Source organism: Pseudomonas sp. LBUM1655, assembly GCF_059716085.1.
This window is the reverse complement of sequence record NZ_CP166801.1, coordinates 3,782,753-3,809,659: the sequence shown is the minus strand read 5'-3', so window position 1 is coordinate 3,809,659 and position 26,907 is coordinate 3,782,753. Positions and strand designations below refer to the sequence as shown.

Annotated in this window: 30 protein-coding genes and 1 pseudogene; 16 read left to right on the top strand and 15 right to left on the bottom strand. The window is 59.0% G+C overall.

What is annotated here, in order from left to right; genetic code table 11:
- Positions 1–914: 914 nt before the first annotated feature.
- From infA to aat, 3 genes are all read right to left on the bottom strand, one after another.
- The gene (gene infA / locus ACA074_RS17040) at positions 915–1,133 is read right to left on the bottom strand and encodes a translation initiation factor IF-1 (protein ID WP_002553999.1); all 219 of its coding nucleotides are present in this window, start codon (positions 1,131–1,133) and stop codon (positions 915–917) included.
- Between the two features lie 112 nt (positions 1,134–1,245).
- The gene (locus tag ACA074_RS17035; RefSeq protein WP_187678465.1) at positions 1,246–1,953 is read right to left on the bottom strand and encodes an arginyltransferase; all 708 of its coding nucleotides are present in this window, start codon (positions 1,951–1,953) and stop codon (positions 1,246–1,248) included.
- Between the two features lie 57 nt (positions 1,954–2,010).
- A complete protein-coding gene (gene aat, locus ACA074_RS17030) occupies positions 2,011–2,691 on the bottom strand; it encodes a leucyl/phenylalanyl-tRNA--protein transferase (RefSeq protein ID WP_489880252.1) in 681 nt (226 codons plus the stop codon).
- 502 nt (positions 2,692–3,193) lie between these two features.
- Between aat and ACA074_RS17025 the strand changes: the two genes are divergently transcribed.
- The 6 genes from ACA074_RS17025 (at position 3,194) to cysG (ending at position 10,785) form a co-directional block, all read left to right on the top strand.
- Entirely contained in the window at positions 3,194–5,602 is a 2,409-nt protein-coding gene (locus ACA074_RS17025) for a DNA translocase FtsK (protein WP_187678463.1), read from the top strand.
- A gap of 66 nt (positions 5,603–5,668) precedes the next feature.
- Positions 5,669–6,289: an outer membrane lipoprotein periplasmic chaperone LolA gene (gene lolA / locus ACA074_RS17020; RefSeq protein WP_008087013.1), complete on the top strand. Its 621-nt coding sequence runs from the start codon at positions 5,669–5,671 to the stop codon at positions 6,287–6,289.
- 108 nt (positions 6,290–6,397) lie between these two features.
- Positions 6,398–7,720 carry a replication-associated recombination protein A gene (locus ACA074_RS17015; protein ID WP_497677446.1) on the top strand — a complete coding sequence of 441 codons (1,323 nt, stop codon included), beginning with the start codon at positions 6,398–6,400 and terminating at the stop codon, positions 7,718–7,720.
- On the top strand, positions 7,720–8,094 hold the full coding sequence (gene crcB / locus ACA074_RS17010) for a fluoride efflux transporter CrcB (RefSeq protein WP_187678461.1): 375 nt from the start codon (positions 7,720–7,722) through the stop codon (positions 8,092–8,094). The genes ACA074_RS17015 and crcB overlap by 1 nt, the downstream gene beginning before the upstream one ends.
- 15 nt (positions 8,095–8,109) lie before the next feature.
- A complete protein-coding gene (serS, locus tag ACA074_RS17005; protein ID WP_187678460.1) occupies positions 8,110–9,390 on the top strand; it encodes a serine--tRNA ligase in 1,281 nt (426 codons plus the stop codon).
- Complete coding sequence (gene cysG / locus ACA074_RS17000; protein WP_187678459.1) at positions 9,391–10,785, top strand: siroheme synthase CysG; 1,395 nt, start codon at positions 9,391–9,393, stop codon at positions 10,783–10,785. It begins immediately after the preceding gene.
- Between the two features lie 62 nt (positions 10,786–10,847).
- Here cysG and ACA074_RS16995 read toward each other — a convergent pair whose 3' ends face one another.
- From ACA074_RS16995 to ACA074_RS16960, 8 genes are all read right to left on the bottom strand, one after another.
- The gene (locus ACA074_RS16995; protein WP_497677445.1) at positions 10,848–11,849 is read right to left on the bottom strand and encodes a glutathione S-transferase family protein; all 1,002 of its coding nucleotides are present in this window, start codon (positions 11,847–11,849) and stop codon (positions 10,848–10,850) included.
- 91 nt (positions 11,850–11,940) lie between these two features.
- Entirely contained in the window at positions 11,941–12,942 is a 1,002-nt protein-coding gene (locus ACA074_RS16990) for a glycosyl transferase family protein (RefSeq protein WP_497677444.1), read from the bottom strand.
- Positions 12,939–13,274, bottom strand: a complete 336-nt coding sequence (locus ACA074_RS16985) for a TusE/DsrC/DsvC family sulfur relay protein (RefSeq protein ID WP_497614605.1) — start codon at positions 13,272–13,274, stop codon at positions 12,939–12,941. The genes ACA074_RS16990 and ACA074_RS16985 overlap by 4 nt, the downstream gene beginning before the upstream one ends.
- On the bottom strand, positions 13,271–13,564 hold the full coding sequence (gene tusB / locus ACA074_RS16980) for a sulfurtransferase complex subunit TusB (protein ID WP_489880247.1): 294 nt from the start codon (positions 13,562–13,564) through the stop codon (positions 13,271–13,273). The genes ACA074_RS16985 and tusB overlap by 4 nt, the downstream gene beginning before the upstream one ends.
- Positions 13,564–13,920, bottom strand: a complete 357-nt coding sequence (gene tusC / locus ACA074_RS16975) for a sulfurtransferase complex subunit TusC (RefSeq protein ID WP_187678454.1) — start codon at positions 13,918–13,920, stop codon at positions 13,564–13,566. The genes tusB and tusC overlap by 1 nt, the downstream gene beginning before the upstream one ends.
- A gap of 1 nt (position 13,921) precedes the next feature.
- Positions 13,922–14,314, bottom strand: a complete 393-nt coding sequence (gene tusD, locus ACA074_RS16970; protein ID WP_401267489.1) for a sulfurtransferase complex subunit TusD — start codon at positions 14,312–14,314, stop codon at positions 13,922–13,924.
- 98 nt (positions 14,315–14,412) lie between these two features.
- The gene (locus ACA074_RS16965; protein ID WP_489880245.1) at positions 14,413–15,117 is read right to left on the bottom strand and encodes a YoaK family protein; all 705 of its coding nucleotides are present in this window, start codon (positions 15,115–15,117) and stop codon (positions 14,413–14,415) included.
- Positions 15,118–15,142: 25 nt separating this feature from the next.
- A complete protein-coding gene (locus tag ACA074_RS16960; RefSeq protein WP_489880244.1) occupies positions 15,143–15,472 on the bottom strand; it encodes a DUF6388 family protein in 330 nt (109 codons plus the stop codon).
- 134 nt (positions 15,473–15,606) lie between these two features.
- Here ACA074_RS16960 and ACA074_RS16955 point away from each other — a divergent pair, with 134 nt between their 5' ends.
- Positions 15,607–15,957, top strand: coding sequence for a hypothetical protein (locus tag ACA074_RS16955; protein ID WP_497677443.1), 351 nt, complete (start codon positions 15,607–15,609; stop codon positions 15,955–15,957).
- Between the two features lie 102 nt (positions 15,958–16,059).
- Here ACA074_RS16955 and ACA074_RS16950 read toward each other — a convergent pair whose 3' ends face one another.
- The gene (locus ACA074_RS16950) at positions 16,060–16,485 is read right to left on the bottom strand and encodes a GNAT family N-acetyltransferase (protein WP_497614599.1); all 426 of its coding nucleotides are present in this window, start codon (positions 16,483–16,485) and stop codon (positions 16,060–16,062) included.
- Between the two features lie 149 nt (positions 16,486–16,634).
- Here ACA074_RS16950 and ACA074_RS16945 point away from each other — a divergent pair, with 149 nt between their 5' ends.
- The 4 genes and pseudogenes from ACA074_RS16945 to ACA074_RS16930 all read left to right on the top strand — a co-directional run bounded on the left by ACA074_RS16945 (position 16,635) and on the right by ACA074_RS16930 (position 19,721).
- Entirely contained in the window at positions 16,635–17,072 is a 438-nt protein-coding gene (locus ACA074_RS16945; RefSeq protein WP_187678448.1) for a hemerythrin domain-containing protein, read from the top strand.
- Between the two features lie 222 nt (positions 17,073–17,294).
- A complete protein-coding gene (locus tag ACA074_RS16940) occupies positions 17,295–17,930 on the top strand; it encodes a lytic polysaccharide monooxygenase auxiliary activity family 9 protein (protein WP_187678447.1) in 636 nt (211 codons plus the stop codon).
- Positions 17,931–17,974: 44 nt separating this feature from the next.
- Positions 17,975–18,973: pseudogene (locus tag ACA074_RS16935) on the top strand (chitinase); the annotation flags it as partial.
- A 157-nt stretch (positions 18,974–19,130) separates the two neighbouring features.
- Positions 19,131–19,721: an NUDIX domain-containing protein gene (locus ACA074_RS16930; RefSeq protein WP_401267501.1), complete on the top strand. Its 591-nt coding sequence runs from the start codon at positions 19,131–19,133 to the stop codon at positions 19,719–19,721.
- A 19-nt stretch (positions 19,722–19,740) separates the two neighbouring features.
- Here the strand turns inward: ACA074_RS16930 and ACA074_RS16925 are convergent, their stop codons facing one another.
- Positions 19,741–20,256 carry a methylated-DNA--[protein]-cysteine S-methyltransferase gene (locus ACA074_RS16925; RefSeq protein WP_187678444.1) on the bottom strand — a complete coding sequence of 172 codons (516 nt, stop codon included), beginning with the start codon at positions 20,254–20,256 and terminating at the stop codon, positions 19,741–19,743.
- Between the two features lie 151 nt (positions 20,257–20,407).
- On the opposite strand from ACA074_RS16925, the gene ggt reads away from it, so the two are divergent.
- From ggt to ACA074_RS16905, 4 genes are all read left to right on the top strand, one after another.
- Positions 20,408–22,135, top strand: coding sequence for a gamma-glutamyltransferase (ggt, locus tag ACA074_RS16920; protein WP_489880240.1), 1,728 nt, complete (start codon positions 20,408–20,410; stop codon positions 22,133–22,135).
- 66 nt (positions 22,136–22,201) lie between these two features.
- Positions 22,202–22,735 (top strand): cysteine hydrolase family protein, encoded by a 534-nt coding sequence (locus tag ACA074_RS16915; RefSeq protein ID WP_489880239.1) that lies wholly within the window; start codon positions 22,202–22,204, stop codon positions 22,733–22,735.
- 291 nt (positions 22,736–23,026) lie between these two features.
- Complete coding sequence (locus ACA074_RS16910; RefSeq protein WP_497677442.1) at positions 23,027–23,485, top strand: GNAT family N-acetyltransferase; 459 nt, start codon at positions 23,027–23,029, stop codon at positions 23,483–23,485.
- Between the two features lie 128 nt (positions 23,486–23,613).
- Positions 23,614–24,249 carry a hypothetical protein gene (locus ACA074_RS16905; RefSeq protein WP_497614588.1) on the top strand — a complete coding sequence of 212 codons (636 nt, stop codon included), beginning with the start codon at positions 23,614–23,616 and terminating at the stop codon, positions 24,247–24,249.
- A 41-nt stretch (positions 24,250–24,290) separates the two neighbouring features.
- On the opposite strand, the gene ACA074_RS16900 is transcribed toward ACA074_RS16905, so the two are convergent.
- Both ACA074_RS16900 and ACA074_RS16895 read right to left on the bottom strand, forming a co-directional pair.
- Complete coding sequence (locus ACA074_RS16900; protein WP_489880234.1) at positions 24,291–24,836, bottom strand: hypothetical protein; 546 nt, start codon at positions 24,834–24,836, stop codon at positions 24,291–24,293.
- A gap of 52 nt (positions 24,837–24,888) precedes the next feature.
- Positions 24,889–25,206 (bottom strand): DUF7693 family protein, encoded by a 318-nt coding sequence (locus tag ACA074_RS16895; RefSeq protein WP_497677441.1) that lies wholly within the window; start codon positions 25,204–25,206, stop codon positions 24,889–24,891.
- A gap of 159 nt (positions 25,207–25,365) precedes the next feature.
- Between ACA074_RS16895 and ACA074_RS16890 the strand changes: the two genes are divergently transcribed.
- Positions 25,366–26,811, top strand: a complete 1,446-nt coding sequence (locus ACA074_RS16890) for a SulP family inorganic anion transporter (protein ID WP_401267519.1) — start codon at positions 25,366–25,368, stop codon at positions 26,809–26,811.
- Positions 26,812–26,907: the final 96 nt, after the last annotated feature.

The following is a 26,907-nucleotide window of genomic DNA, read 5'->3' as shown; positions in this document are numbered from 1 at the left end:
TAAAAGGCGCCTTCGGGCGCCTTTTTGTTGTCTGGTGTTTTTGGGTGTATATCCGTTGCTGCGGTGATGGCTTCTTAGGGTTCCGCCCTTACGGCGGGTCACTTTGGCAAACGCCCCAAAGTAACCAAAGGTCTGTGCCCTGGCGTACGGCCCTCGCTTAGGCTCGGGTTCCTTCGCTGCGGGATTGATCCGGGCGCATCGCCTCCGGTTTGCTTCGCTGCACCTCCTCTCGATGTGTTTGGCTGCGCCAAACGGTCGCTGCGCTCCCACCCCCCGGATCAATCCCTCCACTCAGCCTTCCGACGGGCCTTCAGATCAAGAGCTTTACTCGAGCTAACGCTCATTGTGTTGAGTGGGGCGGCATGCGCCGCGTGCGGGGTGTACTCAATTCCTTGTGGGAGCTGGCTTGCCAGCGATGGCGGCCTGATAGCCGACCAAGCTCTGACGTGTCTACTCATTCCCTGTAGGAGCTGCCGAAGGCTCGTGCCGCGATCGGACGATCTTTTGATTTGGCTCTGGCTCTGGCTCTGGCTCTGGCTCTTGCTTTTGATGTTGTTTTTGCTCTTTTGCCCCTTCGGCAGGCCGAGCGTAGGTGTTCATCCGGGGGTTAGGCGCGTAGCGCCGTGCGGCGAAGCCGCACACATCGAGAGGAGGTGCAGCGAAGCAAACCGTAGGCGATGCCCCCGGATGGACACCGTAGCGAGGGAACACTGAGCCTCAGCGAAGTGCCGTACGCCGGGGCAAAAGCCTTTTGGTTCCTTTTTGGCGTTTGAAAAAGGGACTCGCTGTAAGAGCGAAACCGCCAGCGGCAGCACCCGCAGCAACGGATATGCCCCCCCCCCAAAAAAACCAAACCCCTAAACCGCAGACAAACAAAAACGCCCGGCAAAGCCGGGCGTCTTGTATTGACTTGATTAACGAGCGCGGTAAGTAATGCGCCCTTTGCTCAAGTCATAGGGCGTCAGCTCGACGCGCACTTTGTCACCGGTAAGAATACGAATGTAGTTCTTGCGCATCTTGCCGGAAATATGCGCGGTTACGACGTGCCCATTTTCCAACTCCACACGAAACATGGTGTTGGGCAGGGTGTCGACGACAGTGCCTTCCATTTCGAAGCTGTCTTCTTTCGACATGCAGTAAAGCCCTCGGTATCCAATGAATGGCCCGGTGCAACTGCGCCAGGCAAAAGCGGCGTGCATTGTGCCCGAAAAATGGGGTTTACGCCAAGGGGTTTAGGGTTTGGGTTTAGTTCAGGATCACCCAGCGCTGATTAATCAGCAGTTCGATGGGGCGATATTGCGTCTTGTAGTTCATCTTTTTGCAGTTCTTGATCCAGTAACCCAGGTAAACCGCCTCAAGCCCGAGGCGCTGGCTCTCGGCAATTTGCCAAAGAATGGCAAAGCGTCCCAGGCTGCGGCGTTCTTCGGCCGGTTCGTAAAACGTGTAGACCGCCGACAAGCCGTTAGGCAGTAAATCGGTCACCGCTACGGCCAGCAACCGTCCGTCGAGACGGAACTCGTAGAAACGGGAGAAGGGCAGGTCGCGTACCAGAAAGGTCGAAAATTGATCACGGCTCGGCGGGTACATGTCGCCGTCGGCGTGGCGCTGTTCGATATAGCGTTGGTACAGATCGAAATATTCTTCACTGAACTGGGGTTTCGCCGGGCGCACCTGCAAATCGGTGTTGCGCCTGAAAATGCGCTTCTGCTGGCGATTGGGAATGAACTGCGACACCGGAATGCGCGCAGGCACGCACGCATTGCAGTTCTGGCAATGGGGCCGATACAGATGGTCGCCGCTGCGACGAAAGCCCATTTCCGACAGGTCTGCGTAGACATGCACATCCATGGGCTGGCTCGGGTCGAGAAACAGGGTCGTGGCCTGCTCCTCGGGCAGATAACTGCAAGAGTGAGGTTGAGTGGCATAGAACTTCAAACGCGCCAACTCGGTCATGATCAACCCTCGGGATAAGCTGGTGAATTAAGTGTAAGCCACGCGCGCAAAAGTCGCTCAGCAAACCCAAGTGGCACGACTGGGTTGATCCAGGTGTCGGGCCAGATAGTCGGCGAACTCGAAGCGGGGAATCGCCCGTGCGCCGAGACTGTGCAGATGATCGGTCGGCATCTGGCAATCAATCAGCACGAAGCCCGAGTCTTGCAGGTGTCGCACCAGCGTGGCAAAGCCGTATTTGGAGGCATTGTCGGCACGGCTGAACATCGACTCACCGAAAAATAACTGCCCCATCGCCAGCCCGTACAGGCCGCCGACGAGTTCGCCCTCATCCCAGACTTCCACAGAATGGGCGAAGCCGCGCCGGTGCAACTCTACGTAAGCATCCTGCATGGCTTCAGTGATCCAGGTGCCGTCGGCGTAATCCCGTGGCGCCGCGCAGGCGCGGATCACTGCGTCGAAGTCCTGATCGAAGGTTACTTGGTAGCGTTGCTGGCGCAGCAATTTGCCCAGGCTGCGCGAAACATGCAGTTCGTCGGGAAACAGTACGGTGCGTGGGTCAGGCGACCACCACAGAATCGGCTGGCCTTCGGAAAACCAGGGGAAGCAGCCATGGCGATATGCCTGAATCAGGCGATCGGCGGACAAGTCGCCGCCGGCGGCGAGCAATCCATTGGGGTCGCGCATGGCCTTTTCCAGCGGCGGAAAAGTCAGGGAGTTGCGTTGTAACCAAGTCAGCATGGCATCCAGGCTTGCGGAAGGGGAGGGCGGTGCGGGCTGTTCGGCCCGCGCTAAAGTGTGCCGTTAAATGACACGAATGTCGTGCCGATCCTGCTTGACGCAGGCAGGGCTGCAACTTGGCGAGCTTGCTGCGGTCGTAAGCGAGCGCTGCGGGCTGGCTCGCAACTGGCCTGGCAATGCTTCGCTACGTTCATCAAATACACCTCATAAGCCTTTGTCACAAAAGGTAATGCATGCTCAAATTGCCGCACAGGTTTTGTACGCTTGGCTATGCTCAACACTGGGCTTTGAAGCATGGCATCAGACGCACAAACCCGTACAATGCCGGGCTGTTACAGAATATTCGCTGCGCGCCGTGTTTGTAGCTGTATTTATAAAATCGGCAGCACAGTGTTAAAAGTAGTCTCTGTTGTGCCCTTCAACTTTTTTACCTGCCTGGATTGGGCAGTTTTTATCGTCATTCAATAGATGGACGCGCCTCGGGCGCAGGAAAAGTAGCGTTTTGAAGAAATCCACCGAAGCACCAAAAACAGTCGTTCCGCTCTGGCGGCAGCAGTTGCACTACCGACTCAAGGAAGGTGCATTGATCGCCATCGGCGCCTTGTGCCTGTTCCTGATGATGGCCTTGCTGACCTACGGCAAGGACGACCCGGGCTGGAGCCACAACAGCAAGATCGACGACGTGCAGAATTTCGGCGGCCCGGCGGGCTCCTACAGCGCCGACATTTTGTTCATGGTGCTCGGCTATTTCGCCTATATCTTCCCGTTGCTGCTGGCGATCAAGGCGTACCAGATCTTCCGCCAACGCCACGAACCGTGGCAGTGGAGCGGCTGGCTGTTTTCCTGGCGCCTGATCGGTCTGGTGTTTTTGGTGCTGTCTGGCGCTGCGCTGGCGCATATTCACTTTCACGCCGCCACCGGTCTGCCGGCCGGCGCGGGTGGTGCGTTGGGCGAAAGTCTTGGCGATCTGGCCAAAAACGCGCTGAATATTCAGGGCAGCACATTGCTGTTCATTGCGCTGTTCCTGTTCGGCCTGACCGTATTCACCGATCTGTCGTGGTTCAAGGTGATGGACATCACCGGCAAGATCACCCTCGATCTGTTCGAACTGTTCCAGGGCGCGCTCAACCGCTGGTGGTCAGCGCGTACCGAACGCAAGCAACTGGTGGCGCAACTGCGTGAAGTCGATGACCGCGTGCACGATGTGGTCGCACCGACTGTCACCGACAAGCGCGAGCAGGCCAAGGTCAAGGAGCGCCTGATCGAACGTGAGCAGGCCCTGAGCAAGCACATGTCCGACCGCGAGAAGCAGGTGCCGCCGGTTATTGCACCGGCTCCCGTCAAGGCGCCCGAGCCAAGCAAGCGCGTACAGAAAGAGAAGCAGGCACCGCTGTTCGTCGACAGCGCTGTGGAAGGTACCTTGCCACCGATCTCGATCCTCGATCCTGCGGAAAAGAAACAACTCAATTACTCGCCGGAGTCTCTGGCTGCGGTCGGCCACTTGCTGGAGATCAAGCTCAAGGAGTTCGGTGTCGAGGTCACGGTGGATTCGATTCACCCGGGCCCGGTGATTACCCGTTACGAAATCCAGCCTGCCGCCGGCGTAAAAGTCAGCCGCATTTCCAACCTCGCGAAGGACCTCGCGCGCTCCCTGGCCGTGACCAGTGTGCGTGTGGTCGAGGTGATTCCGGGCAAGACCACGGTCGGTATCGAGATCCCGAACGAAGACCGGCAGATCGTGCGTTTCTCCGAAGTGCTGTCGACCCCCGAGTACGACAACTTCAAGTCGCCGGTCACTTTGGCTTTGGGCCACGACATCGGCGGCAAACCGGTTATTACCGATCTGGCGAAGATGCCGCACTTGCTGGTGGCGGGTACGACCGGTTCCGGTAAGTCGGTGGGCGTGAACGCGATGATCCTGTCGATCCTGTTCAAGTCCGGCCCGGAAGACGCCAAGCTGATCATGATCGACCCGAAAATGTTGGAACTGTCGATCTACGAAGGCATTCCGCACTTGCTGTGCCCGGTGGTGACCGACATGAAGGACGCCGCCAACGCCCTGCGCTGGAGCGTCGCCGAGATGGAGCGTCGCTACAAGCTGATGGCGAAGATGGGCGTGCGTAACCTGTCCGGCTTCAACGCCAAGGTCAAGGAAGCCCAGGACGCCGGCGAGCCATTGAGCGATCCGCTGTACAAACGCGAAAGCATTCACGACGAAGCGCCGCTGTTGCAGAAGCTGCCGACCATCGTCGTGGTCGTCGACGAATTCGCCGACATGATGATGATCGTCGGCAAGAAGGTTGAAGAACTGATCGCCCGTATCGCACAGAAAGCGCGGGCGGCGGGTATTCACTTGATCCTTGCGACCCAGCGGCCGTCGGTGGACGTGATCACCGGTCTGATCAAGGCCAACATTCCGACCCGAATGGCGTTCCAGGTGTCGAGCAAGATCGACTCGCGGACCATTATCGACCAGGGCGGCGCCGAACAATTGCTCGGCCACGGTGACATGCTCTACATGCCACCGGGCACCAGCCTGCCGATCCGGGTTCACGGCGCGTTCGTTTCCGACGAAGAAGTTCACCGTGTAGTCGAGGCTTGGAAACTGCGCGGCGCACCGGAATACAACGATGACATTCTTAACGGTGTCGAAGAGGCAGGCAGCGGCTTTGAAGGCAGCAGCGGTGGCGGCGACGGCGATGATCCTGAAGCCGATGCGCTGTATGACGAAGCCGTGCAGTTTGTACTGGAAAGCCGTAGGGCTTCGATCTCTGCGGTGCAGCGCAAGCTGAAGATCGGCTACAACCGTGCCGCACGGATGATCGAAGCCATGGAAATGGCTGGCGTCGTCACATCAATGAACACCAACGGCTCGCGTGAAGTCCTGGCTCCCGGCCCGGTACGCGACTGACCCCAAAAGCAACAGGCGGGACAATGATGTGCCGCCGCTTTCCCACGAGTATTCAAGAGGACTCCCATGCGTCTTATCCGCATGCTGCTGCCAGTACTGGCTTTGACCACACTCACGGCCCACGCCGATGACAAGGACGTGGCTCGTCTGACCCAATTGCTTGAAACATCCAAGACCCTGAGCGCGAACTTCTCGCAGCTGACCCTCGACGGCAGCGGTACTCAGTTGCAGGAAACCACTGGCGACATGACCTTGCAGCGTCCGGGCCTGTTCTACTGGCACACCAATGCGCCGGCCGAGCAGACCATGGTCTCCGATGGCAAGAAAGTCACCCTGTGGGACCCGGATCTGGAACAGGCAACCATCAAGAAGCTCGACGAGCGTCTGACCCAGACCCCGGCGCTGCTGCTGTCCGGTGATGTGTCGAAGATCAGCCAGAGCTTCGACATCAGCGCGAAAGAGGCGGGCGGCGTGATCGATTTCACCCTCAAGCCGAAAACCAAGGACACCCTTTTCGACAACCTGCGCCTGTCGTTCCGCAACGGTCTGCTCAATGACATGCAACTGATCGACAGCGTCGGTCAGCGCACCAACATCCTGTTCACCGGGGTGAAGGCCAACGAGCCGGTTCCAGCGTCGAAGTTCAAGTTCGATATCCCGAAGGGCGCTGACGTTATCCAGGAATAACGCATAGGCTCTGTGATGGGGCTTTTGTGGTGAGGAGATAAATCCCCTCACCACAGGTTTTCCTACATGTCTGAAAAATCGTAATAACCGAGGTTTTAACGGTACGTGATGGATCTGTTTCGCAGTGCACCGATTGCCCAGCCGCTGGCCGCGCGTTTGCGTGCGACCAATCTGGATGAGTACGTCGGTCAGGAGCACGTGCTCGCTCGCGGCAAGCCTCTGCGTGAGGCGCTGGAGCAGGGTGCCCTGCATTCGATGATCTTCTGGGGCCCGCCGGGCGTGGGCAAGACCACGTTGGCGCGGTTGCTGGCAGAAGTCTCGGATGCACACTTCGAAACGGTCTCGGCGGTCCTCGCCGGGGTCAAGGAGATCCGTCAGGCCGTTGAAATCGCCAAGCAGCAGGCCGGCCAGTACGGCAAACGCACCATTTTGTTCGTCGATGAAGTGCACCGTTTCAACAAATCCCAGCAGGACGCGTTCCTGCCCTACGTTGAAGACGGCACGCTGATCTTCATCGGCGCGACCACCGAAAACCCTTCGTTCGAACTGAACAACGCTTTGCTGTCGCGAGCCCGTGTCTATGTGCTGAAAAGCCTCGACGAAGCGGCGCTACGCAAACTGGTGCATCGCGCGCTGACCGAAGAGCGCGGCCTGGGCAAGCGCAACCTGACGTTGAGCGACGAAGGCTTTCAGATGCTGCTGTCCGCCGCCGATGGCGATGGTCGGCGCCTGCTCAATCTGCTGGAGAACGCCTCGGACCTGGCCGAAGACGATAGCGAGATCGGTACCGAGCTTCTGCAAAGTCTGCTCGGCGACACCCGTCGACGTTTCGACAAGGGTGGCGAAGCGTTCTATGACCAGATTTCCGCTTTGCACAAATCGGTGCGCGGCTCCAATCCTGACGGCGCGCTGTACTGGTTCGCACGGATGATCGATGGTGGTTGCGATCCGCTGTACCTGGCCCGGCGCGTAGTGCGCATGGCCAGCGAAGACATCGGCAACGCCGACCCGCGTGCGCTGAGCCTGTGTCTGGCAGCGTGGGAAGTGCAGGAGCGCCTCGGTAGCCCGGAAGGCGAGTTGGCCGTGGCGCAGGCCATCACGTATCTGGCCTGCGCGCCAAAAAGCAACGCGGTGTACATGGGGTTCAAGACTGCATTGCGCGCCGCCGCAGAAAATGGCTCGCTGGAAGTCCCGCTGCACCTGCGCAACGCGCCGACCAAACTGATGAAACAACTGGGTTACGGCGACGAATACCGTTATGCCCACGATGAGCCGGATGCTTATGCTGCCGGCGAAGACTATTTCCCGGAAGAGCTCGAGCCGATTCCGTTCTATCAACCAGTGCCACGCGGCCTGGAATTGAAGATCGGCGAGAAACTCAACCACCTCGCCCAACTTGACCGTTTAAGCCCTCGGCAGCGGAGAAAATAGTGATTCCATTGATCGTTGCGGTCTCCGTCGGCGGGATCGCCGGCACCTTGTTGCGCTTCGCCACCGGCAATTGGGTCAACGCCAATTGGCCTCGGCACTTCTATACGGCGACGCTGGCCGTTAATATCGTGGGCTGTCTGTTGATTGGCGTGTTGTACGGCCTGTTTTTGATACGCCCGGAAGTACCGATCGAGGTGCGTGCCGGGTTGATGGTCGGCTTCCTCGGGGGGCTGACGACTTTTTCATCCTTTTCACTGGATACGGTGCGTCTGCTGGAAAGCGGGCAAGTGTTGCTGGCCCTGGGCTATGCGGCACTCAGCGTATTCGGCGGGCTGCTCGCGACGTGGGCCGGCCTGTCCTTGACCAAACTTTGATAACGAGAAACCGACATGCTCGATTCCAAACTGTTACGTAGCAACCTTCAGGACGTAGCGGACCGCCTGGCTTCCCGTGGCTTTGCCCTGGATACCGCGCGCATCGAAGCGCTGGAAGAACAGCGCAAGACCGTCCAGACCCGCACCGAAGCACTGCAGGCTGAGCGTAACGCGCGTTCCAAATCCATCGGTCAGGCCAAGCAGCGCGGCGAAGACATCGCGCCGCTGATGGCGGACGTCGAGCGCATGGCGGGCGAATTGAGCGCCGGCAAAGTCGAGCTGGACGCGATCCAGACCGAACTGGACTCGATCCTGCTCGGCATCCCGAACCTGCCGCACGAGTCCGTTCCGGTCGGCAAGGACGAAGATGACAACGTCGAAGTACGCCGCTGGGGCACGCCGACTGCTTTCGATTTCCCGGTACAGGATCACGTCGCTCTGGGCGAGAAGTTCGGCTGGCTGGATTTCGAAACCGCCGCCAAGCTGTCCGGCGCACGTTTCGCCCTGCTGCGTGGCCCGATCGCCCGTCTGCATCGCGCACTGGCGCAGTTCATGATCAACCTGCACGTCAACGAGCACGGTTACGAAGAGGCTTACACGCCTTATCTGGTTCAGGCGCCAGCACTGCAAGGCACCGGTCAACTGCCGAAGTTCGAAGAAGACCTGTTCAAGATCGCTCGCGAAGGCGAAGCCGATCTGTACCTGATCCCGACCGCCGAAGTGTCGCTGACCAACATCGTCGCTGGCGAAATCGTCGATTCGAAACTGCTGCCGATCAAGTTCGTTGCGCACACCCCGTGCTTCCGCAGTGAAGCCGGCGCGTCGGGTCGCGATACTCGCGGCATGATCCGCCAGCACCAGTTCGACAAGGTTGAAATGGTCCAGATCGTTGAGCCATCGACCTCGATGGAAGCGCTGGAAGGTCTGACCGCCAACGCCGAGAAAGTTCTGCAACTGCTTGGCCTGCCTTACCGCACCCTGGCACTGTGCACCGGCGACATGGGCTTCAGTGCGGTCAAGACTTACGACCTCGAAGTGTGGATTCCGAGCCAGGACAAATACCGCGAAATCTCGTCGTGCTCCAACTGTGGCGACTTCCAGGCCCGCCGCATGCAGGCGCGTTTCCGCAACCCGGAAACCGGCAAGCCTGAGTTGGTACACACCTTGAACGGTTCCGGCCTGGCCGTCGGTCGTACCCTGGTTGCGGTGCTGGAAAACTACCAGCAGGCGGACGGTTCGATCCGTGTGCCGGACGTGCTCAAGCCGTACATGGGTGGCCTTGAGGTCATCGGCTAAATGAAATATCTGCCGCTGTTTCACAACCTGCGCGGCAGTCGTGTGTTGGTCGTCGGTGGGGGGGAAATTGCCTTGCGCAAATCCCGCCTGCTGGCCGAAGCCGGTGCGCTGCTGCGGGTGGTCGCACCTGAAATCGAAACGCAACTGCGTGAATTGGTTGTCGCCAGTGGTGGCGAGTGTCTGTTGCGCGGTTACGTTGAGGCGGATATGGATGGTTGCGTGCTGATCATTGCCGCCACCGATGACGAAACGCTGAACGCCCAGGTTTCCACCGATGCTCATCGGCGTTGCGTGCCGGTCAACGTGGTCGACGCACCTGCCCTGTGCAGCGTGATCTTCCCGGCGATCGTCGATCGCTCGCCGCTGATCGTCGCAATTTCCAGCGGCGGCGATGCGCCGGTGCTGGCGCGCTTGATTCGCGCCAAGATTGAAACCTGGATTCCTTCCACCTATGGCCAACTGGCTGGGCTGGCCGCGCGTTTCCGTAATCAGGTGAAAAACCTGTTTCCGGATGTGCAGCAGCGTCGCGGGTTCTGGGAAGACGTATTCCAAGGCCCGATTGCCGACCGGCAACTGGCCGGGCAGGGCGCCGAAGCCGAGCGTCTGCTGCAAGCGAAGATCGATGGCGAGGCCGACATCACCACGGGTGAGGTGTATCTGGTGGGAGCAGGGCCGGGTGACCCGGATCTGCTGACCTTCCGTGCGCTGCGTCTGATGCAACAGGCCGATGTGGTGCTGTACGACCGTTTGGTCGCGCCGGCTATTCTTGACCTGTGCCGTCGCGACGCCGAGCGGGTTTACGTCGGCAAGCGTCGCGCCGATCACGCGGTGCCTCAGGATCAGATCAACCAGCAACTGGTCGATCTGGCCAAGGCCGGCAAGCGTGTGGTGCGGTTGAAGGGCGGTGATCCGTTCATCTTCGGCCGGGGCGGCGAAGAGATCGAAGAGCTGGCAGCCCACGGAATTCCATTCCAGGTGGTGCCGGGTATTACGGCAGCCAGCGGTTGTGCGGCGTATGCCGGGATTCCGCTGACCCACCGTGATTACGCGCAGTCAGTGCGCTTTGTCACCGGGCACTTGAAGGACGGTTCCACCGATCTGCCATGGGCCGACCTTGTCGCTCCGGCGCAGACGCTGGTGTTCTACATGGGACTGGTGGGTTTGCCGGTGATCTGTGAGCAGTTGATCAAGCATGGCCGTTCGGCGGATACCCCGGCGGCACTGATTCAGCAGGGCACCACGGTCAATCAGCGGGTCTTCACTGGCACGCTGGCCGATTTGCCGCGAATGGTGGCGGAGCATGAAGTGCATGCCCCGACGCTGGTGATCGTCGGCGAAGTGGTGAAACTACGCGAGAAACTGGCGTGGTTTGAAGGGGCTCAGGCGCAGGTCTGAGCTAAATCAAAAGATCGTCCGATCGCGGCCCGAGCCTTCGGACGATCTTTTGCTTTTAGCTGTTAACCCCTCTGCCAAACTCCTTTCCCACCCAACCGCGCCCGATCATGAGCCACAGTGAAATCCTGCTCCGGCCCCTTCGGCACAACCCCCGTCGGATTGATGGTCTTGTGGCTGCCGTAGTAGTGATTTTTGATGTGCTGGAAATCCACCGTCTCGGCAATCCCCGGCCACTGATACAACTCACGCAGCCAGTTCGATAAGTTCGGATAATCGGCAATGCGCCGCATGTTGCACTTGAAGTGCCCGTGATACACCGCGTCGAAGCGAATAATCGTGGTGAAAAGGCGAATATCCGCTTCAGTCAGGTATTCACCACTCAGATAACGGTTGGCACCCAGCATCCGCTCCAAGTGATCGAGTTCGGCAAACACCTCATCGAACGCTTCCTCATACGCTTGTTGTGACGTGGCGAACCCGGCGCGATAGACGCCGTTGTTTACGGCTGGATAGATTCGCTCGTTCAGCGCATCAATCTCACCACGCAGCGGAGCAGGATAGAAGTCCAGATCATTGCCAGTCAGATCATCAAACGCGCTGTTGAACATGCGGATGATCTCAGCCGATTCGTTGCTGACAATGCGCTTGAGCTTTTTGTCCCACAGCACCGGTACGGTGACGCGGCCGGTGTAGTCGGGCGTGTCGGCGGTGTAGCGCTGGTGCATGAAGTCGAAGTGATCGAGCTTGTCGCCGGTCGAGCCGAGAGCCTTGTCGAAGGTCCAGCCGTTTTCCAGCATCAACCAACTGACCACGGAAACGTCGATCAGACTTTCCAGGCCTTTGAGTTTGCGCAGGATCAGCGTGCGATGCGCCCACGGACAGGCGAGCGAAACGTAGAGGTGATAGCGCCCGGCTTCGGCGGCAAAACCGCCTTCACCGCTAGAGCCAGGTTGGCCGTCAGCGGTGACCCAGTTGCGGCGTTGCGCCTGTTCGCGCTGGAACGCGCCGTCCTTGCTGCTTTCGTACCACTTGTCCTGCCAGTGGCCATCGACTAACAAACCCATGTTCAAGACTCCTGAAACCAATAATCGTTGGAGTCGAGTCTATTCCGATGAGTTCGAACAAAAAGCGCAAAGATCGGGCGCGAATGATCGGTTAAATCGATTTATTCCGCGCGGCCCAGTATTGTTCGGCGGTTTCGAAAGCCTGCTCGCGGCTCTGGCCGAGACCGCGCAGCGCCAGGGCCATGGTCGAAATCAGTGCCATTTGCGGGTAGCTGTCGACCACGTCGCCGCGCCACACGGCTTTCAAGTGCTCGACGTCCAGCGAGGCCGGTTTGACGTGGCGCTGTGCCGACAACTGCGGCCATTCCTCGTCCCAACTCTCGCCGCCGCTGGTGCCGTAAAGATGGCTGTCGGCATCGGGGTTGATCTCGATTTCACCGCCGTCACCCTTGACCACAATCGCCGTGTCGCCGAGCAAACCGCTGGCATCGCGGTGTACGGCCTGATAGCCGGGGTGGAAGATGCTTTGCAACCCGCAACGCGCGCCCAGCGGATTGAGAATTCGCGCCAGCGAGTGGATCGGCGAGCGCAGGCCCATGGTATTGCGCAGGTCGATCATCTTTTGCAGTTGTGGCGCCCAGTCGATCAGCGGCATGAATGCCAGGCCACCGTTGTCCAGCGCCGTGCCGACCTGCTGCCAGTTGCGGCACAGCGGGATATTCAGCTCGGCCAACAGCTGTTCGGTATACAAGCGCCCGGCGGTGTGTGCGCCGCCGCCGTGCATGAAGATGCGCACACCGTTTTGCGACAGACACTTGGCCGCCAGCAGATACCACGGCAGATGGCGCTTCTTGCCGGCATAGGTCGGCCAGTCCAGATCGACGTTCAAGGCTGGCGCCTGCAAACGTTCGCGCAGGGCTTCGGTGAAACCGGCCATCTCTTCGGCGCTTTCTTCTTTATGCCGCAGCAACATCAGAAAGGCGCCGAGTTGGGTGTCCTCGACCTTGTCGTCCAGCACCATGCCCATGGCTTGCCGGGCTTCTTCGCGAGTCAGATCGCGGGCGCCGCGCTTGCCTTTGCCGAGGATCCTGACGAATTGAGCGAACGGGTGCTCGGCAGGTGTTTCAAGGGTCAGCGCTGGGAAATCGGTCATAAGCAATTCGTCGGTTTGGGCAGGCCCGCCAGTTTCGCGGCGAGTTTGGCAGGGGTGCCTTTGAACAGTCGGTTCAGGTGCAGGCTGTTGCCTTTGTCCGGGCCGAGTTTCAGCGCGGTGTATTTGATCAGCGGTCGAGTGGCCGGGGACAGTTGGAACTCATCGTAGAAACTGCGCAGCAGTTCGAGCACCTCCCAGTGTTCGGGGGTCAACTCGATATCTTCGGCGGCGGCCAGGGCACTGGCGACGTCGTGTGACCAGTCGCTGAGGTCGACGAGGAAGCCGTCCTTGTCCAGTTCGATGGCGCGGGCGCCGACGGTCATGCAATTCATAGCCAGCTGTTGACCTTGTCGTGTTGGATCGACAGTTCGACGAAGGCCGGGTAGTCGATGGTTTCTGCCCATTCTGGAACCTGTACAGCGCGGGCCTCTGCATCTTCGGCCAGCACGTACAGTTTCACCCGCCGAGTTTGCAGTGCGGTGAAAGGAGCGGTGCCCGGTTGCAGGGCATATACCGCGTCGCCGGATAGCAGCAAAGCGTCGGCATGGCCGATCACTCGCAGGCAACTGGTCAGGCGATCGTCGCCGAACGGGGAATGAGACAACACATGCAAAGTCGACATCAGAGGGTGATCACCTGGTCGTAACGGTCAATAAGGGCGGTGATTTGCTCGGCTGCGAGCGGTTGCGCTTCGTCCAGCGACAGCGTGTTCAGGCCACGGCTGGTGGCGCTGTCGATGCAATAAAACAGCTCTTCAACGCCGAACATTGGCAGCGCTTGCAGGTTGGCGCTCAGGTCTTTCTGTTGCAGGGCCTTGGCCTTTTGCCCGGCGGCCAGTTGCAGCACGCCGTCATCGAGAAACAGCAGACCGATCGGCAGATCGAAGGCACCGCCGGCCAGCACGATGTCCAGCGCTTCGCGGGCACCGGGGCCGGACCATGGCGATTGGCGACTGATGATCAACAGGGATTTGGCCATGTCACGCGCCTCCGAAACAGATCAGGCGGTCAGCGTCTTGCACCGCGTCATGTAACTGGCCGAGGCCGGATAACTCCCACGGCGCGCTGACGGACACGGCGTCACGCTGATAGCGCTTGGCTTCTTCGTCATTCAGCACGCCCCTGCGCAGAGCGGCGGCGATGCACACCACGCCATCCAGTTGCTGCTCGTTGATGAAGGTGCGCCATTGCTTGGGCAGATCCAGTTCGTCCTGCGGAGTAACCACCGCGTCAGAGGCGTTGTAGACGCCATCCTGATAGAAAAACAGCCGGACAATCTCATGCCCACCGGCCAGTGCAGCCTGCGCAAACAGCAGGGCACGGCGCGAGGAGGGCGCATGGGCGGCGGAAAACAGTGCGATGGCGAACTTCATGACGGACTCGGTCAGCAAAACTGCGGCCATGATAAAGCTTTATCGAGGCGGTCGCGAAACCCAAGTTGCGTACCCGCCCACGGGGAGGCAGACATCGGTCAGCGCGGCATGTAACCCAACTGCCAGCGTCGGGGGATTTTAAGCGAGAGCAGCCCGATCAATGCCGCCAGCAAACCGCTGACAAACATCGCCTTCAGTCCCAGATGATGCTCCAGCACTGCGCCCAGAATGGCGCCGACGAACATCCCGCTCCACGGCACCAGTTGCACGCGCCAGCCACTGCGCCGCTCGCCGAGCATCCAGCGGCCCAGTCCTCGGCCGAACCGCGACAGTGCGCCAGTGACATACGTCAGCCCGACCGGCAGACCATTCACTTCCTCGACCGACGCGTTGAGCATGCCCATCGCAATGATCGCCGCCAGCAGTGCCGGCAGTTGCGAGTCATACGGCCAGGCTGCCGCCGCGCAGAGCAGGGTGGCGATACACAGGAGAAGCGGCAGCGCCCGTCGTCCGCCGAGATGCGCGACAAGAACGCCCAAGGCATTCCCGACAATAAAGGTTGCGACGAGAATCACCAGGCGTACGGTCAGCCCAAGATCGCCGTCACTGATCGCCACCGCCAGCCTCGTGGTGTTGCCGCTCATGAACGAGACGAAGTCGCCGCTGGCCATGAAACCGATGGCGTCGGTCATCCCCGCCAGCACCGAAAGGCTGGCCACCAGCGCCAGTCCCACGCGCCCACGCCATTTTTTCGAATGCAGATGGCCGGGACTGGCACGGTGAGTCGAGGCGGAAGGCAGCATCGTCGATTGTTTCCTTGAGCGGCGGTTACGGTTTTATTCCATACAAGTCGCAATACTCCAGCCAGTCCATGCCGGCCATTTCCGCCACCTCGCGATGAACGTTCAGACGGTGAGCCTGATATTCCTCAGGCGTTGCTGCCGTCAGTTGCAAGGTCAGTTCCCAGGCAAACAACCCTAGGCTTTCCGCCTCGGCCTCGAACGCTTCATGCAGGCGTTCTTCGCGATACTGTGCCTGGGTTTCACCCTTGGCCTGAGCCAACAGCGGATTGAGATGGTCGAGGGTTTCGCGCAGTTCGGGGCGTGCGTCGAGAAACAGTTTCAGGGCGTGTTCATGTCGCTGCTCGGTAGGCGCCATGTGTTTTCCTTGTGAGGCTGATGACCTTAGGTTGCCGCAGCGGCTCGCGCGTGTCGCGCTATAAATGCAGTAAAGCAGAACGATTCGGGCTGCTGCGGTGATACAGTCCGCTTTTTTCTGAATGAGCGAATGCAATGCGAATTCTGATGGTGGCGCTGGCCGCAACGTTGCTGGCCGGTTGCGCGGGTTCGATGATGGACGATGCTCGCACTAAAACGCCCTACAAAACCCTGACCTCGAACAAGCCCGAGAAAGTCGTCGCCCAGTGTGTGCAATTTGCCTGGCAGGACGAAGCGGTGTTCGGAGTGGACGCCGGGGCTTATCTGCAACCGGGCAAAAAGTCCGGTTCGACGGTCTACACGCGTTCGGCGGAGTCGTTTGTCGATGTGAGCACGGAGGCGTCGGGCACGGCGTTGAGTTACTACGCGCAGAAGGACGATTTCGTGGCCAAGCGCCGGTTGGCGGCGTTGGCGACCTGCCTCTGATCATGTGTTGAGGCGACTGCCCCCTTCGCGTGCAAGCTCGCTCCCACATTGGAATGCATTTCAAATGTGGGAGCGAGGCTGCTCGGGAAGGGGCTATCAAATTCAATCAATCAAGCGCTTCTGGAAAAAATGCCGCTTGTGCCCCAGCGGATAATCCAAAATCTCGCCACACTCGCTATAGCCGACTTTCCGGTAAAACTCAGGCGCCTGAAAAGAGAAGGTGTCGAGCCAAATCCCGACGCAATCTTTCTTCCGCGCAAACTCTTCGGCCATCTGCATCAATTTCGAGCCGATGCCCTGACCGCGCCCCTGCTCTGGTACCGCCAACAACTCAATGAACAACCACCGATAGAACGTGTGGCCGTACAGGCCGCCGAGGATCGCGTCGTGCTCGTCGCGAACCAAAAGGGCAATCGGCTCCAATGTCGAGGGGCCTGCTTTGGCTGCGTTGTGGGCACGCAGTGGCGCCAGAATGGCGTTGCGTTGTTCTTCGTTGGGGTTCTGCGATAACTCGATACGCAAGTTCATGGATGACTTCCTTGTGGTCTGAGGCGCCAGATTATCCTGCCCGGTGGTCGTGTTCCAAGCCCTGAAGCAACGCTGGTGGAACCGCCGTTCACGCGCTGCGGTCTAGCCTTAACAGCGTCATTCCAGCACGCGGTTGATGAGGACACCCCATGAACATTTTTGAAGCCCTTCGCGAAAGCCACGACCGCCAGCGCACCTACGCCAAAGCCCTGATCGAAACCAGCGGAGATACGCCGGAGCGCGTCGAGGCCTATAAGCAGCTCAAAGCCGAGCTGAAAGCCCACGAAACCGCCGAAGAGCGCCACTTCTATATCCCGCTGATGAAGTTCGACGACGGTGTCGACCTCAGCCGACATGCCATTTCCGAACATCACGAAATGGACGAAATGATGGAAGAGCTCGACGAGACCGAGATGTCCAGCCCGGCATGGCTGGCAACTGCGAAAAAGCTCTCGGACAAGGTTCATCACCACCTCAAGGAAGAGGAGCACAAATTCTTCCAGATGGCCGGCAAGTTACTCGACGAAAACCAGAAAGAACAGCTCGCCGGACAGTACGAAAAGGAGTTTCAGGCGCAGTTACCGTGAGTCACCCATGCGGGATTTCGTAACTTCGACGTGTACGCCTTTGGCTATGCGTCGAGTGCGATTCGCCACAATATACTGTGTTTATATCCAGTGTTTTCGCTGTTTTACTGATTGTGTCGGACAGATCTGCGACAAAACCGCCGATGGACAAAAAAATCACCTCCGTTAGCTTGAAGGCCTCTCCTCGGAAAGGAGAGTTCTTAAATCAACGGAGTGAAAAACATGAATCAACCACAAGCACAAACCCAACTGCGACACGGTCGCGTCACCTCCCCGGCGAGTCGTGGTGCGGTCGCTATTGAGCAAGGATTGCTCGGTGCCTGGCAGGTCAACGAAATGGAAGGCGGCAAGAATTTCCCGGCGCTGGTGGCCGGGCCGTTTCCAGCGCCCTACGAATCCGACTCTGCCAGTGTCGCGCCGCCGGCCGACGGCTACATTCTCAGTGGCGGCAAAACCGATCCGCGTGATTGCGTGAACTTCACGAATGAGGAGATGAGCCAAAAGCTCGGTCGTCCGTTCACCTGGCCGCTGCTCAATGTCACCCCGGGTCAGACCCTCGAAGTCAAATGGGAATACACCGCGCCGCACACCACCCGCGGCTATCGCTGGCTGATCACCAAGGATGGCTGGGACCCGAAACAACGCATCACCCGTGCGCAACTGGAAGCGCAGCCGTTCTTCGAGGACTTCTACACTCAGGTGCCTTACTACAGCCATTCAGCGGAGCTGAAGGCCAAGGTCAATCACTCGGTGAAACTTCCGGCGAACAAGCAAGGTCATCACGTTATCGTCTTGATGTGGATCGTCGCCAACACCGGCAACGCGTTCTATCAGGCCTTCGACGTCGACTTCAAATAACGACGCAGCGTCGTCAAAACCCACACGTTCTGAAGGATTAGAACATGTCAAATATCGACTTCTCTTTAATGCAAAACGCGGCGAGCGATGCGGCGTCATTGATGCCGAGCATTGCCGACAAAAAGATCCTCATGGGCTTCTGGCACAACTGGCCGGCGGGACCGAGCGACGGATATCGCCAAGGCCGCTTTGCCAACATCGCGCTGGAGGAGGTCCCCAAGGAGTACAACGTGGTCGCCGTGGCCTTCATGAAGGGCAGCGGGATTCCGACCTTTAAGCCGTTCAACGTGACCGATGCCGAGTTCCGCCGTCAGGTCGGCGTGCTCAACAGTCAGGGGCGGGCGGTGTTGATTTCCCTGGGTGGCGCGGATGCGCACATCGAGTTGCACAGCGGCCAGGAACAACCACTGGCCAATGAAATCATCCGTCTGGTGGAAACCTACGGCTTCGACGGCCTGGACATCGATCTTGAACAGAGCGCGATTGATTTCGCTGCCAACAAGACCGTCCTGCCGGCTGCGCTGAAACTGGTCAAGGATCACTACGCGGGCCAGGGCAAGCACTTCATCATCAGCATGGCCCCGGAGTTTCCGTACCTCACCAGCAGCGGCAAGTACGTCGGTTACTTGCAGGCACTGGAAGGCTACTACGACTTCATCGCCCCGCAGTTCTACAACCAGGGTGGCGACGGGGTCTGGGTGCCGGAGGCCAACAACGGTGCCGGCGCGTGGATCGCGCAGAACAACGATGAGCTGAAAGAGGATTTCCTCTATTACCTGACGGAAAGTCTGGTGACCGGCACGCGTGGTTTCACGAAGATCGCGGCGGACAAGTTCGTCATTGGTCTGCCCGCCAACGTCGACGCGGCTGCTACCGGTTATGTGATCGACAAGACCGTTGTAGGCAATGTGCTCAAACGGTTGGCGATCAAAGGACACCCGATCAAGGGCCTGATGACGTGGTCGGTGAACTGGGACAACGGCGTCAGCAAGGATCGTGTGCCATACAACTGGGAGTTCAGTCGGCGTTATGGGCCGCTGATCACCGGAGTGCAGGCAAGCGCACAAGAGGTGGATGAAACGGTGCTGCACGTCGCCCGTTAGTTGTGAATAAAAAAAGCCCGGTAGCGCTGCCGGGCTTTTTTTGTCGGTTCGATTAATCGACTATGAACGCTTTCTGATGACAAAAGGATGAGGCGTCATGGCTAACACAGCCGAACGGGTCAATATCATCGAGACTCAGGTGTTGTCCCACGACTGGTATCTCTTGAAGAAAATCACTTTTGACTACCACCGCAATAACGGCGAGTGGCAGCGCCAGACGCGCGAAGTGTATGACCGCGGCAATGGCGCGGCGATTCTGCTTTTCAATCGCGAGAAGCGCTCGGTGGTGCTGACCCGTCAGTTCCGCTTGCCGGTGTTCGTCAATGGTCATGACGGTCTGCTGATCGAAGTGGCGGCGGGGTTGTTGGAGGGGGCGGCGCCAGAGCAGCGCATTCGCGACGAAGCCGAAGAGGAAACCGGCTATCGCGTGCATGACGTGAAGAAAGTCTTCGAGGCCTATATGAGCCCCGGTTCGGTCACCGAGAAGCTGCACTTCTTTATTGCCGAGTACGACTCGGCGTCGAAGGTCAGCGAAGGCGGCGGTCTGGAAGAAGAGACCGAAGAGCTGGAAGTGTTGGAGTGGTCATTCGATGAAGCCTTGGCGGCCTTCCTGCGCGGCGAGATCTGCGACGCCAAGACCATCATGCTGTTGCAGTATGCGGCGATGAATAACCTGTTCGATCGATAAGGCTGCGATCTTCTGATCTTTAAAATAGCTCACCAGTTTTGCCAACCTCTGACCAGTCACCACCTTCCAACGTCAACAATCGCTCTTTAGCCTCAAGCCCCCCGGCAAACCCGGTCAATTTCCCCGATGCGCCAATTACCCGATGACACGGCGCAACGATTGAGATCGGGTTCCGCCCATTTGCCGCGCCCACCGCCCGCACGGCACTTGGATTGCCGATCTGCAGAGCGATCTGGCTATACGTGCGAGTCTCGCCGAACGGTATCGTCAGCAGCGCCGCCCAGACTTTTTTCTGAAAATCCGTGCCGGCAAAATCCAGCTCCAGGTCGAAGCGATCTCGCGTCCCGGCAAAATATTCTTCAAGTTGCCGCGCGGTTTTCAGCAGGATCGGATTGTCCGGCGCTTCACTCATCGGCCCAAGGCGCACCCGGTTGGGTTTATCGTTTTCCCAGAGGATGGCCGCCAGTCGTGAACCGTTCGCGACCAGCTTCAACTCGCCGACCGGCGAGGGCAGGGTGATGAACGTGTAGGGCATGGGGAAGAACTCCGGATCAGCACGGCAACAGCGCCCAGCATACTGCCTGACCGGGGAGGCGCAAACCGCAAACCCGACCATACTGCTTGTTGCTTTTGAAGCGTTCGCCTCTGTTTTGCACAGACCCTGAAAACAAAAAAGAGATCGACTCATGAAGTACGAACCTTTGGCCAAATCGCTGATAGCGACCTCACTGGCACTCAGCTGCCTTATGGCTCACGCCGCCTCGGTGGCACCGGTTGCCGCAGAAAACGGCATGGTGGTCACCGCGCAACATCTGGCCACTCATGTCGGTGTCGATGTGTTGAAAAGCGGTGGTAACGCCGTCGACGCGGCGGTCGCGGTGGGTTATGCGCTGGCGGTGGTCTATCCCGCAGCGGGCAACCTGGGTGGCGGCGGCTTCATGACCATTCAACTGGCGGACGGGCGCAAGACTTTCCTGGATTTCCGCGAAAAAGCGCCGTTGGCCGCAACCGCCAATATGTACCTCGACAAGGATGGCAACGTCATTCCGGATCTGAGTACCCGTGGCCACTTGGCGGTCGGCGTGCCGGGCACTGTGTCCGGCATGGAGCTGGCGCTTAGCAAGTACGGCACCAAGCAGCGCAAGGAGATGATCGCCCCGGCGATCAAACTGGCTGAAGACGGATTCGAGTTGCAGCAGGGTGACGTGGAGTTGCTGGAGTACGCCACGGACGTGTTCAAGAAGGACATGCGCGATTCCGGTTCGATCTTCCTCAGCAACGGCGAGCCGATGCAGGTCGGGCAAAAACTGGTGCAGAAAGATCTCGGCAAAACCCTGCGGACCATTTCCGAAAAGGGCGCCGACGGTTTCTATAAAGGCTGGGTGGCCGATGCCATCGTCACCTCCAGTCAGGCCAACAAGGGCATCATCACCCAGGCCGACCTCGACAAATACAAGACCCGCGAACTGGCTCCGGTGGAGTGCGATTACCGTGGCTACCATGTCGTTTCGGCGCCACCACCAAGCTCCGGCGGGGTGGTGATCTGCCAGATCATGAACATTCTTGAAGGCTATCCGATGAAGGATCTGGGCTTCCATTCGGCCCAGGGCATGCACTACCAGATCGAAGCGATGCGCCACGCCTATGTTGATCGCAACAGTTACCTCGGCGACCCGGACTTCGTGAAGAACCCGATCGAGCATCTGCTCGACAAGAATTACGCGACCAAACTGCGTAACGCCATCCAGCCGCAAAAGGCTGGGGTCTCCGCTGAACTGAAACCCGGCGTTGCGCCCCATGAAGGCAGCAACACCACTCATTATTCGATTGTCGACAAGTGGGGCAACGCGGTCTCGGTTACCTACACGCTCAACGACTGGTTCGGTGCGGGTGTGATGGCGAGCAAGACCGGGGTGATCCTCAACGACGAAATGGATGACTTCACTTCGAAAGTTGGCGTGCCGAACATGTACGGTCTGGTGCAGGGCGAAGCCAACGCCATCGCGCCGGGCAAGGCGCCGCTGTCGTCGATGAGTCCGACCATCGTCACCAAGGACGGCAAAGTGGTGATGGTGGTCGGCACGCCGGGTGGCAGTCGCATCATCACCGCCACCTTGCTGACCATGCTCAACGTCATCGACTACGGCATGGGCTTGCAGGAAGCGGTGGATGCGCCGCGTTTTCACCAGCAGTGGATGCCGGAAGAAACCAATCTCGAAGACTTCGCCGCCAGCCCGGACACGAAGAAGCTCCTCGAGAGCTGGGGCCACAAGTTTGCCGGCCCGCAGGACGCCAACCATATCGCCGCGATTCTGGTCGGTGCGCCATCACTGGAGGGTAAGCCGGTAGGCAAAAACCGCTTCTACGGTGCCAACGATCCACGGCGCAACACCGGGTTGTCATTGGGTTACTGAGAGGCGTAAAAAGGGGGCGGGCGCACGTCCGCCCCTGTCTCAAGGATCGATCAAGGAAGGCCCACCATGACCACCGCATTACTGATCATCGACGTCCAACGCGCACTTTGCTCGGGCGAATACCAGTGCCACGACATCCAGCGCGTGATCGGCACCATCAACGACCTCAGCACCCGCGCCCGAAAGGCCGGGGTTCCGGTGGTGCTGATTCAGCATGAGGAAAAGGACAGCCCGCTGGCCCACGGCGCTGAAGGCTGGCAACTGGCCGAAGGGCTTGAGACGTCCGCCAAAGATCTGCGCGTACGCAAAACCACCCCGGACTCGTTCTACCAGACCGACCTGCGCAAACTGCTGCCGAGCGAAGACTTTGAAAAACTGGTGATCTGCGGCCTGCAAACCGACTATTGCGTCAACGCTACCGTGCGCCAGGCCCATCAACTGGGCTACGACGTGGTGCTCGTGTCAGATGCACATTCCACCGTCGACAACGGCAACATGAGCGCCGAAGACATCATTGCCGAACACAACAAGGATCTGGCACACCTGACCGGTTCCGTGGCGCGGATCGATGTAAAACCTGCCGCCGATATCGTGTTCTGATCACAAATCCCTGTAGGAATGAGCCTGCTCGCGATAGCGTTCTGTAAACCAAGACATCATCGATTGACCGGGCGCCATCGCGCGCAGGCTCACTCCTACAGGGTGCTAGACCGAGGATTTCCTCAAATCACAAACAAACCCCCACTAATCTCTCCCATCTACCCGCCGGTGGAGGTCTAGGTGCGGGTCGCCGACCAAATGAACTGCATCAAGTGCTGAGGGGCCACCGGGGCATATTCGACGGGCAGCGCTATGCTGGTTCGAGCATCGATGTGAAAGCAGGGTGTTGAAATGACTATTCATGTATTAAGAGCCAATGCCACGCATCTGGACGCGGTGGCAAAACTGTTCGACGCCTATCGCGGTTTCTATGAACAACCGTCGAACCTTGAGCAATCGCGAGCGTTCATCGCCGAGCGCATGGCCGGCAACGAATCAGCGATTTTTCTTGCTCAGGATGAGAGCAGCGAGGCGTTGGGTTTCGTCCAGTTGTACCCGACCTTTTCGTCCATCGACGCTCACCGCACCTGGCTGCTCAGCGATCTGTTCACTGTGCCGGCCGCCCGTGGACATGGTGTTGGCAGATTGCTGATGAACACTGCACGCGATTTCGCCGTGGAGACCGGCGCGAAAGGTCTGGTGCTGGAAACAGCAACGGATAACTTCACCGCGCAAGGTTTGTACGAGTCACTGGGGTATGTGCGAGATACGGGTTATTTCACCTATCTCCTCGATTTACGGCAGGGCTGAGCAAATATTTTTGTCATTTTCCCGAATTCGGTCTTTCCCCAGACGATCACTGTCTCTAGAATCCGCCCGGCTTTCGACATGAAGGCTCATTGCCATCACTTGGCATTGTTCATATAGGGACGGACATCATGCAATTCGGGAAAATTCTGGCGCTGGGCCTGGTGCTCGCGCTGGGCGGTTGTGCCAGTTTCACCAAAGACGAAGTGGCGCCGGTGACATTGCCTTCGATGGCCAACTACGCCAACAAGCCAAACGTCTATGTCGATTTCGACTTCTATCAGGGCGAGCCGAAAAGTGCTTCCGCTGTGGAAGTACCGCAAGCGCGCGATCAACTGAAGCCACAGCTACAAAAAATACTCGCTGATTCCGGCCTGTTCGGCCGTGTCACCCTGGATGAATTCCAGAAGCAGCCGGGCGATTACAGCCTGCGCCTGAAGATGTACAACCATCCGCCGAACGCCGGCTCCATGGTGTTGGCGTTCATCAGTGGTTTCAGCATGGGGGTGATCCCGGCCTATGGCACCGATCAGTACACCCTGAGCCTGGAAAGCGTGGATGGACAAGGGCAGGCCCTGCCCACCGCAAGCAATCACGACGCGGTCGGTACCTGGATCGGCATCTGGTTTATCCCGCTGATGGCCAACACACCAAAAGAGGCGGTGAATGACACGTTCACCCGTCAGGTCAATGCGCTGCTCAAACAAATGGTTGATAACAAAAACCTGAAGTACTCGGCACTCGAAAGCCTTACTCCACGGGCCTGAAGCCAAAAAAAGAGCCGCGATTGCGGCTCTTTTTTTGTCTGTTACTTCAATGCCTGGATGAACTGCGGGTCGCTGTACAGATCCTTCAGCAGATCGCGCAACATCGGGTTGTAAGCGTTGACCGCGTTGGGGATCGCAATAAAACCGAAGAAGCTACTGCTCCATTGGCTGCTGACATCCTTGGTCGCGTCGTACACGACATCGTTGCCGTTGAGCAAGGTGAAGCGCGCCGCAAGCTTGCCGGTACCCGTGCCCATTCCAGCGGTGAGTTCATTCTTCACCACCAGTACTTTCAGCTGACGCTGGGCTTGCGGATCGAGCAGGCCGGCCTTGCGCAATTCTTCGGTTATCGCGTCCTGAATGTGCGCCGGGATGCTGCCGGACGGCGAACGGACAGGGTTGGCACGTACCACCAGCGAACCTTCACCGGATTCGGCGGTGACCTGAGGATTGCTGATCGCATGCAGTGGCGGAGTTTGCTTTAGCTTCTGGACGTTCTCAAAGCTCGGCTCGTAGCGGGTCATGGTCATGCCACAGCCTTGCAGCAACAGCGCCAACATCGGGATCAACAACAGCGACTTCTTCACGGCAGTTCCTTGCGTGGGAATAGAGGGGGGGCGAATTATGGGCAGAGTGCCATCATTGATCAACCGTGTTTATTATCCCCGCCAATAACCTCTCGATCTGCGTCAATTCCCAAGTGCTCAGCAAACTCACCGGATCGGTGCCATAACGCTGCCACGTCTCAAGCGCACCCTCATGGCCATCGGGGCTGCGGGCGTATTCACAGTGATGCAACCGTTCACCCTCAAAATCCAGCAGTAGATGCCAGCCTTCGATATCCACTGCGACCAGTCCGGCCTCGGAGGGTGTCTCGCAAAGTCTGAACGCAAGCACGCCCAGCGCAGCCTCGCGCAAACGCTGGCAAACCTCACGGGCGGTCAGCAATGAAGACATGTTCGAACTCGATGAGTGCAGGAGCGCGCCAGCATAATGCGCGAGTCGATCGGTGTCAGCGATCACTGGCCCGATCCCGGACAATTCCGTAACATCCGCAGCCCTCTTTTTCCGCAAAACATTGCGGCCACGCTCTTCGGCCGCTCAGTCAGGTACACCATGAAACCGATTCGTCTGCGCGCCGATGTCCTGGCCGGACTCACCACCTCGTTTGCCCTGTTGCCCGAATGCATTGCGTTTGCGCTGGTGGCCCACCTCAATCCGCTGATGGGCCTGTACGGCGCCTTCATCATTTGTACGCTGACGGCCTTGTTCGGCGGTCGGCCGGGGATGGTCTCCGGTGCGGCGGGTTCGATGGCGGTGGTGATCGTCGCGCTGGTGGTGCAACACGGTGTGCAATACCTGCTGGCGACCGTGTTGCTGGGCGGTTTGATCATGATGGCGTTCGGGTTGTTGCGTCTGGGCAAACTGGTGCGCATGGTGCCGCACCCGGTGATGCTCGGGTTCGTCAACGGTCTGGCGATTATTATTGCGCTGGCGCAACTGGAGCATTTCAAGAACGGTGAAGACTGGCTCAGCGGCACGCCGCTGTACCTGATGACCGGGCTGGTGCTGCTGACCATGGCCATCGTCTACATCCTGCCGCGCCTGACCCGCGCGGTGCCGCCGGCACTGGTGGCGATTCTTGGCGTGGGTCTGCTGGTCTACCTGTTCGGCCTGCCGACCCGCACCCTTGGCGACATGGCGCACATTGCCGGCGGCTTGCCGACTTTCGCCTTGCCGGACATTCCGTGGACGTTGGAAACCCTCGGCATCATCGCGCCTTACGCGATTCTGATGGCGCTGGTCGGTCTGCTGGAAACCCTGCTGACCCTCAACCTCACCGACGAAATCACCGAAACCCGTGGCTACCCTGATCGCGAGTGCGTGGCGCTCGGCGCGGCAAACATGGTCTGCGGCGCATTCGGCGGCATGGGCGGTTGCGCAATGATCGGCCAGACCGTGATCAACCTGAGTTCCGGCGGGCGCGGGCGTCTGTCCGGCGTGGTGGCTGGCGTGCTGATTCTGCTGTTCATCCTGTTTCTGTCACCGCTGATCGAGCGTATTCCGTTGGCGGCGCTGGTGGGTGTGATGTTTGTAGTGTCGCAGCAGACCTTCGCCTGGGCCTCGTTGCGCGTGGTGAACAAAGTGCCGCTCAACGATGTGCTGGTGATCATCGCTGTGACCACCATCACCGTGTTCACCGATCTGGCCACCGCTGTGCTGTGCGGCATCATCATCGCTGCGTTGAATTTTGCCTGGCAACAGGCGCGTGAACTGTATGCCGATGAGCATCTGGAAGCCGATGGCAGCAAGCTCTATCGGCTGCACGGCACGTTGTTCTTCGCCTCGACCACGCCGTTTCTCAACCGGTTCGACCCGGCCAATGACCCGGCGCGGGTGACGTTGGATTGCCGGCATCTGAGCTTTGTCGATTACTCGGCCATCGCCGCGCTGAAAACCTTGCGTGAACGCTATGAGAAGGCTGGCAAGCATTTGCAGGTGTTTCATCTGTCGGAACGTTGCAAGAAGTTGTTAAAACGCGCGGGCGTTGATCACGATTAAACGCCCTTGCAGTAGCAACCTAATCCCTGTGGGAGCTTGCTTGCCAGCGATGAGGTTGGATCAGTCGACATCGATGTCGATCGACCCTCCGCTATC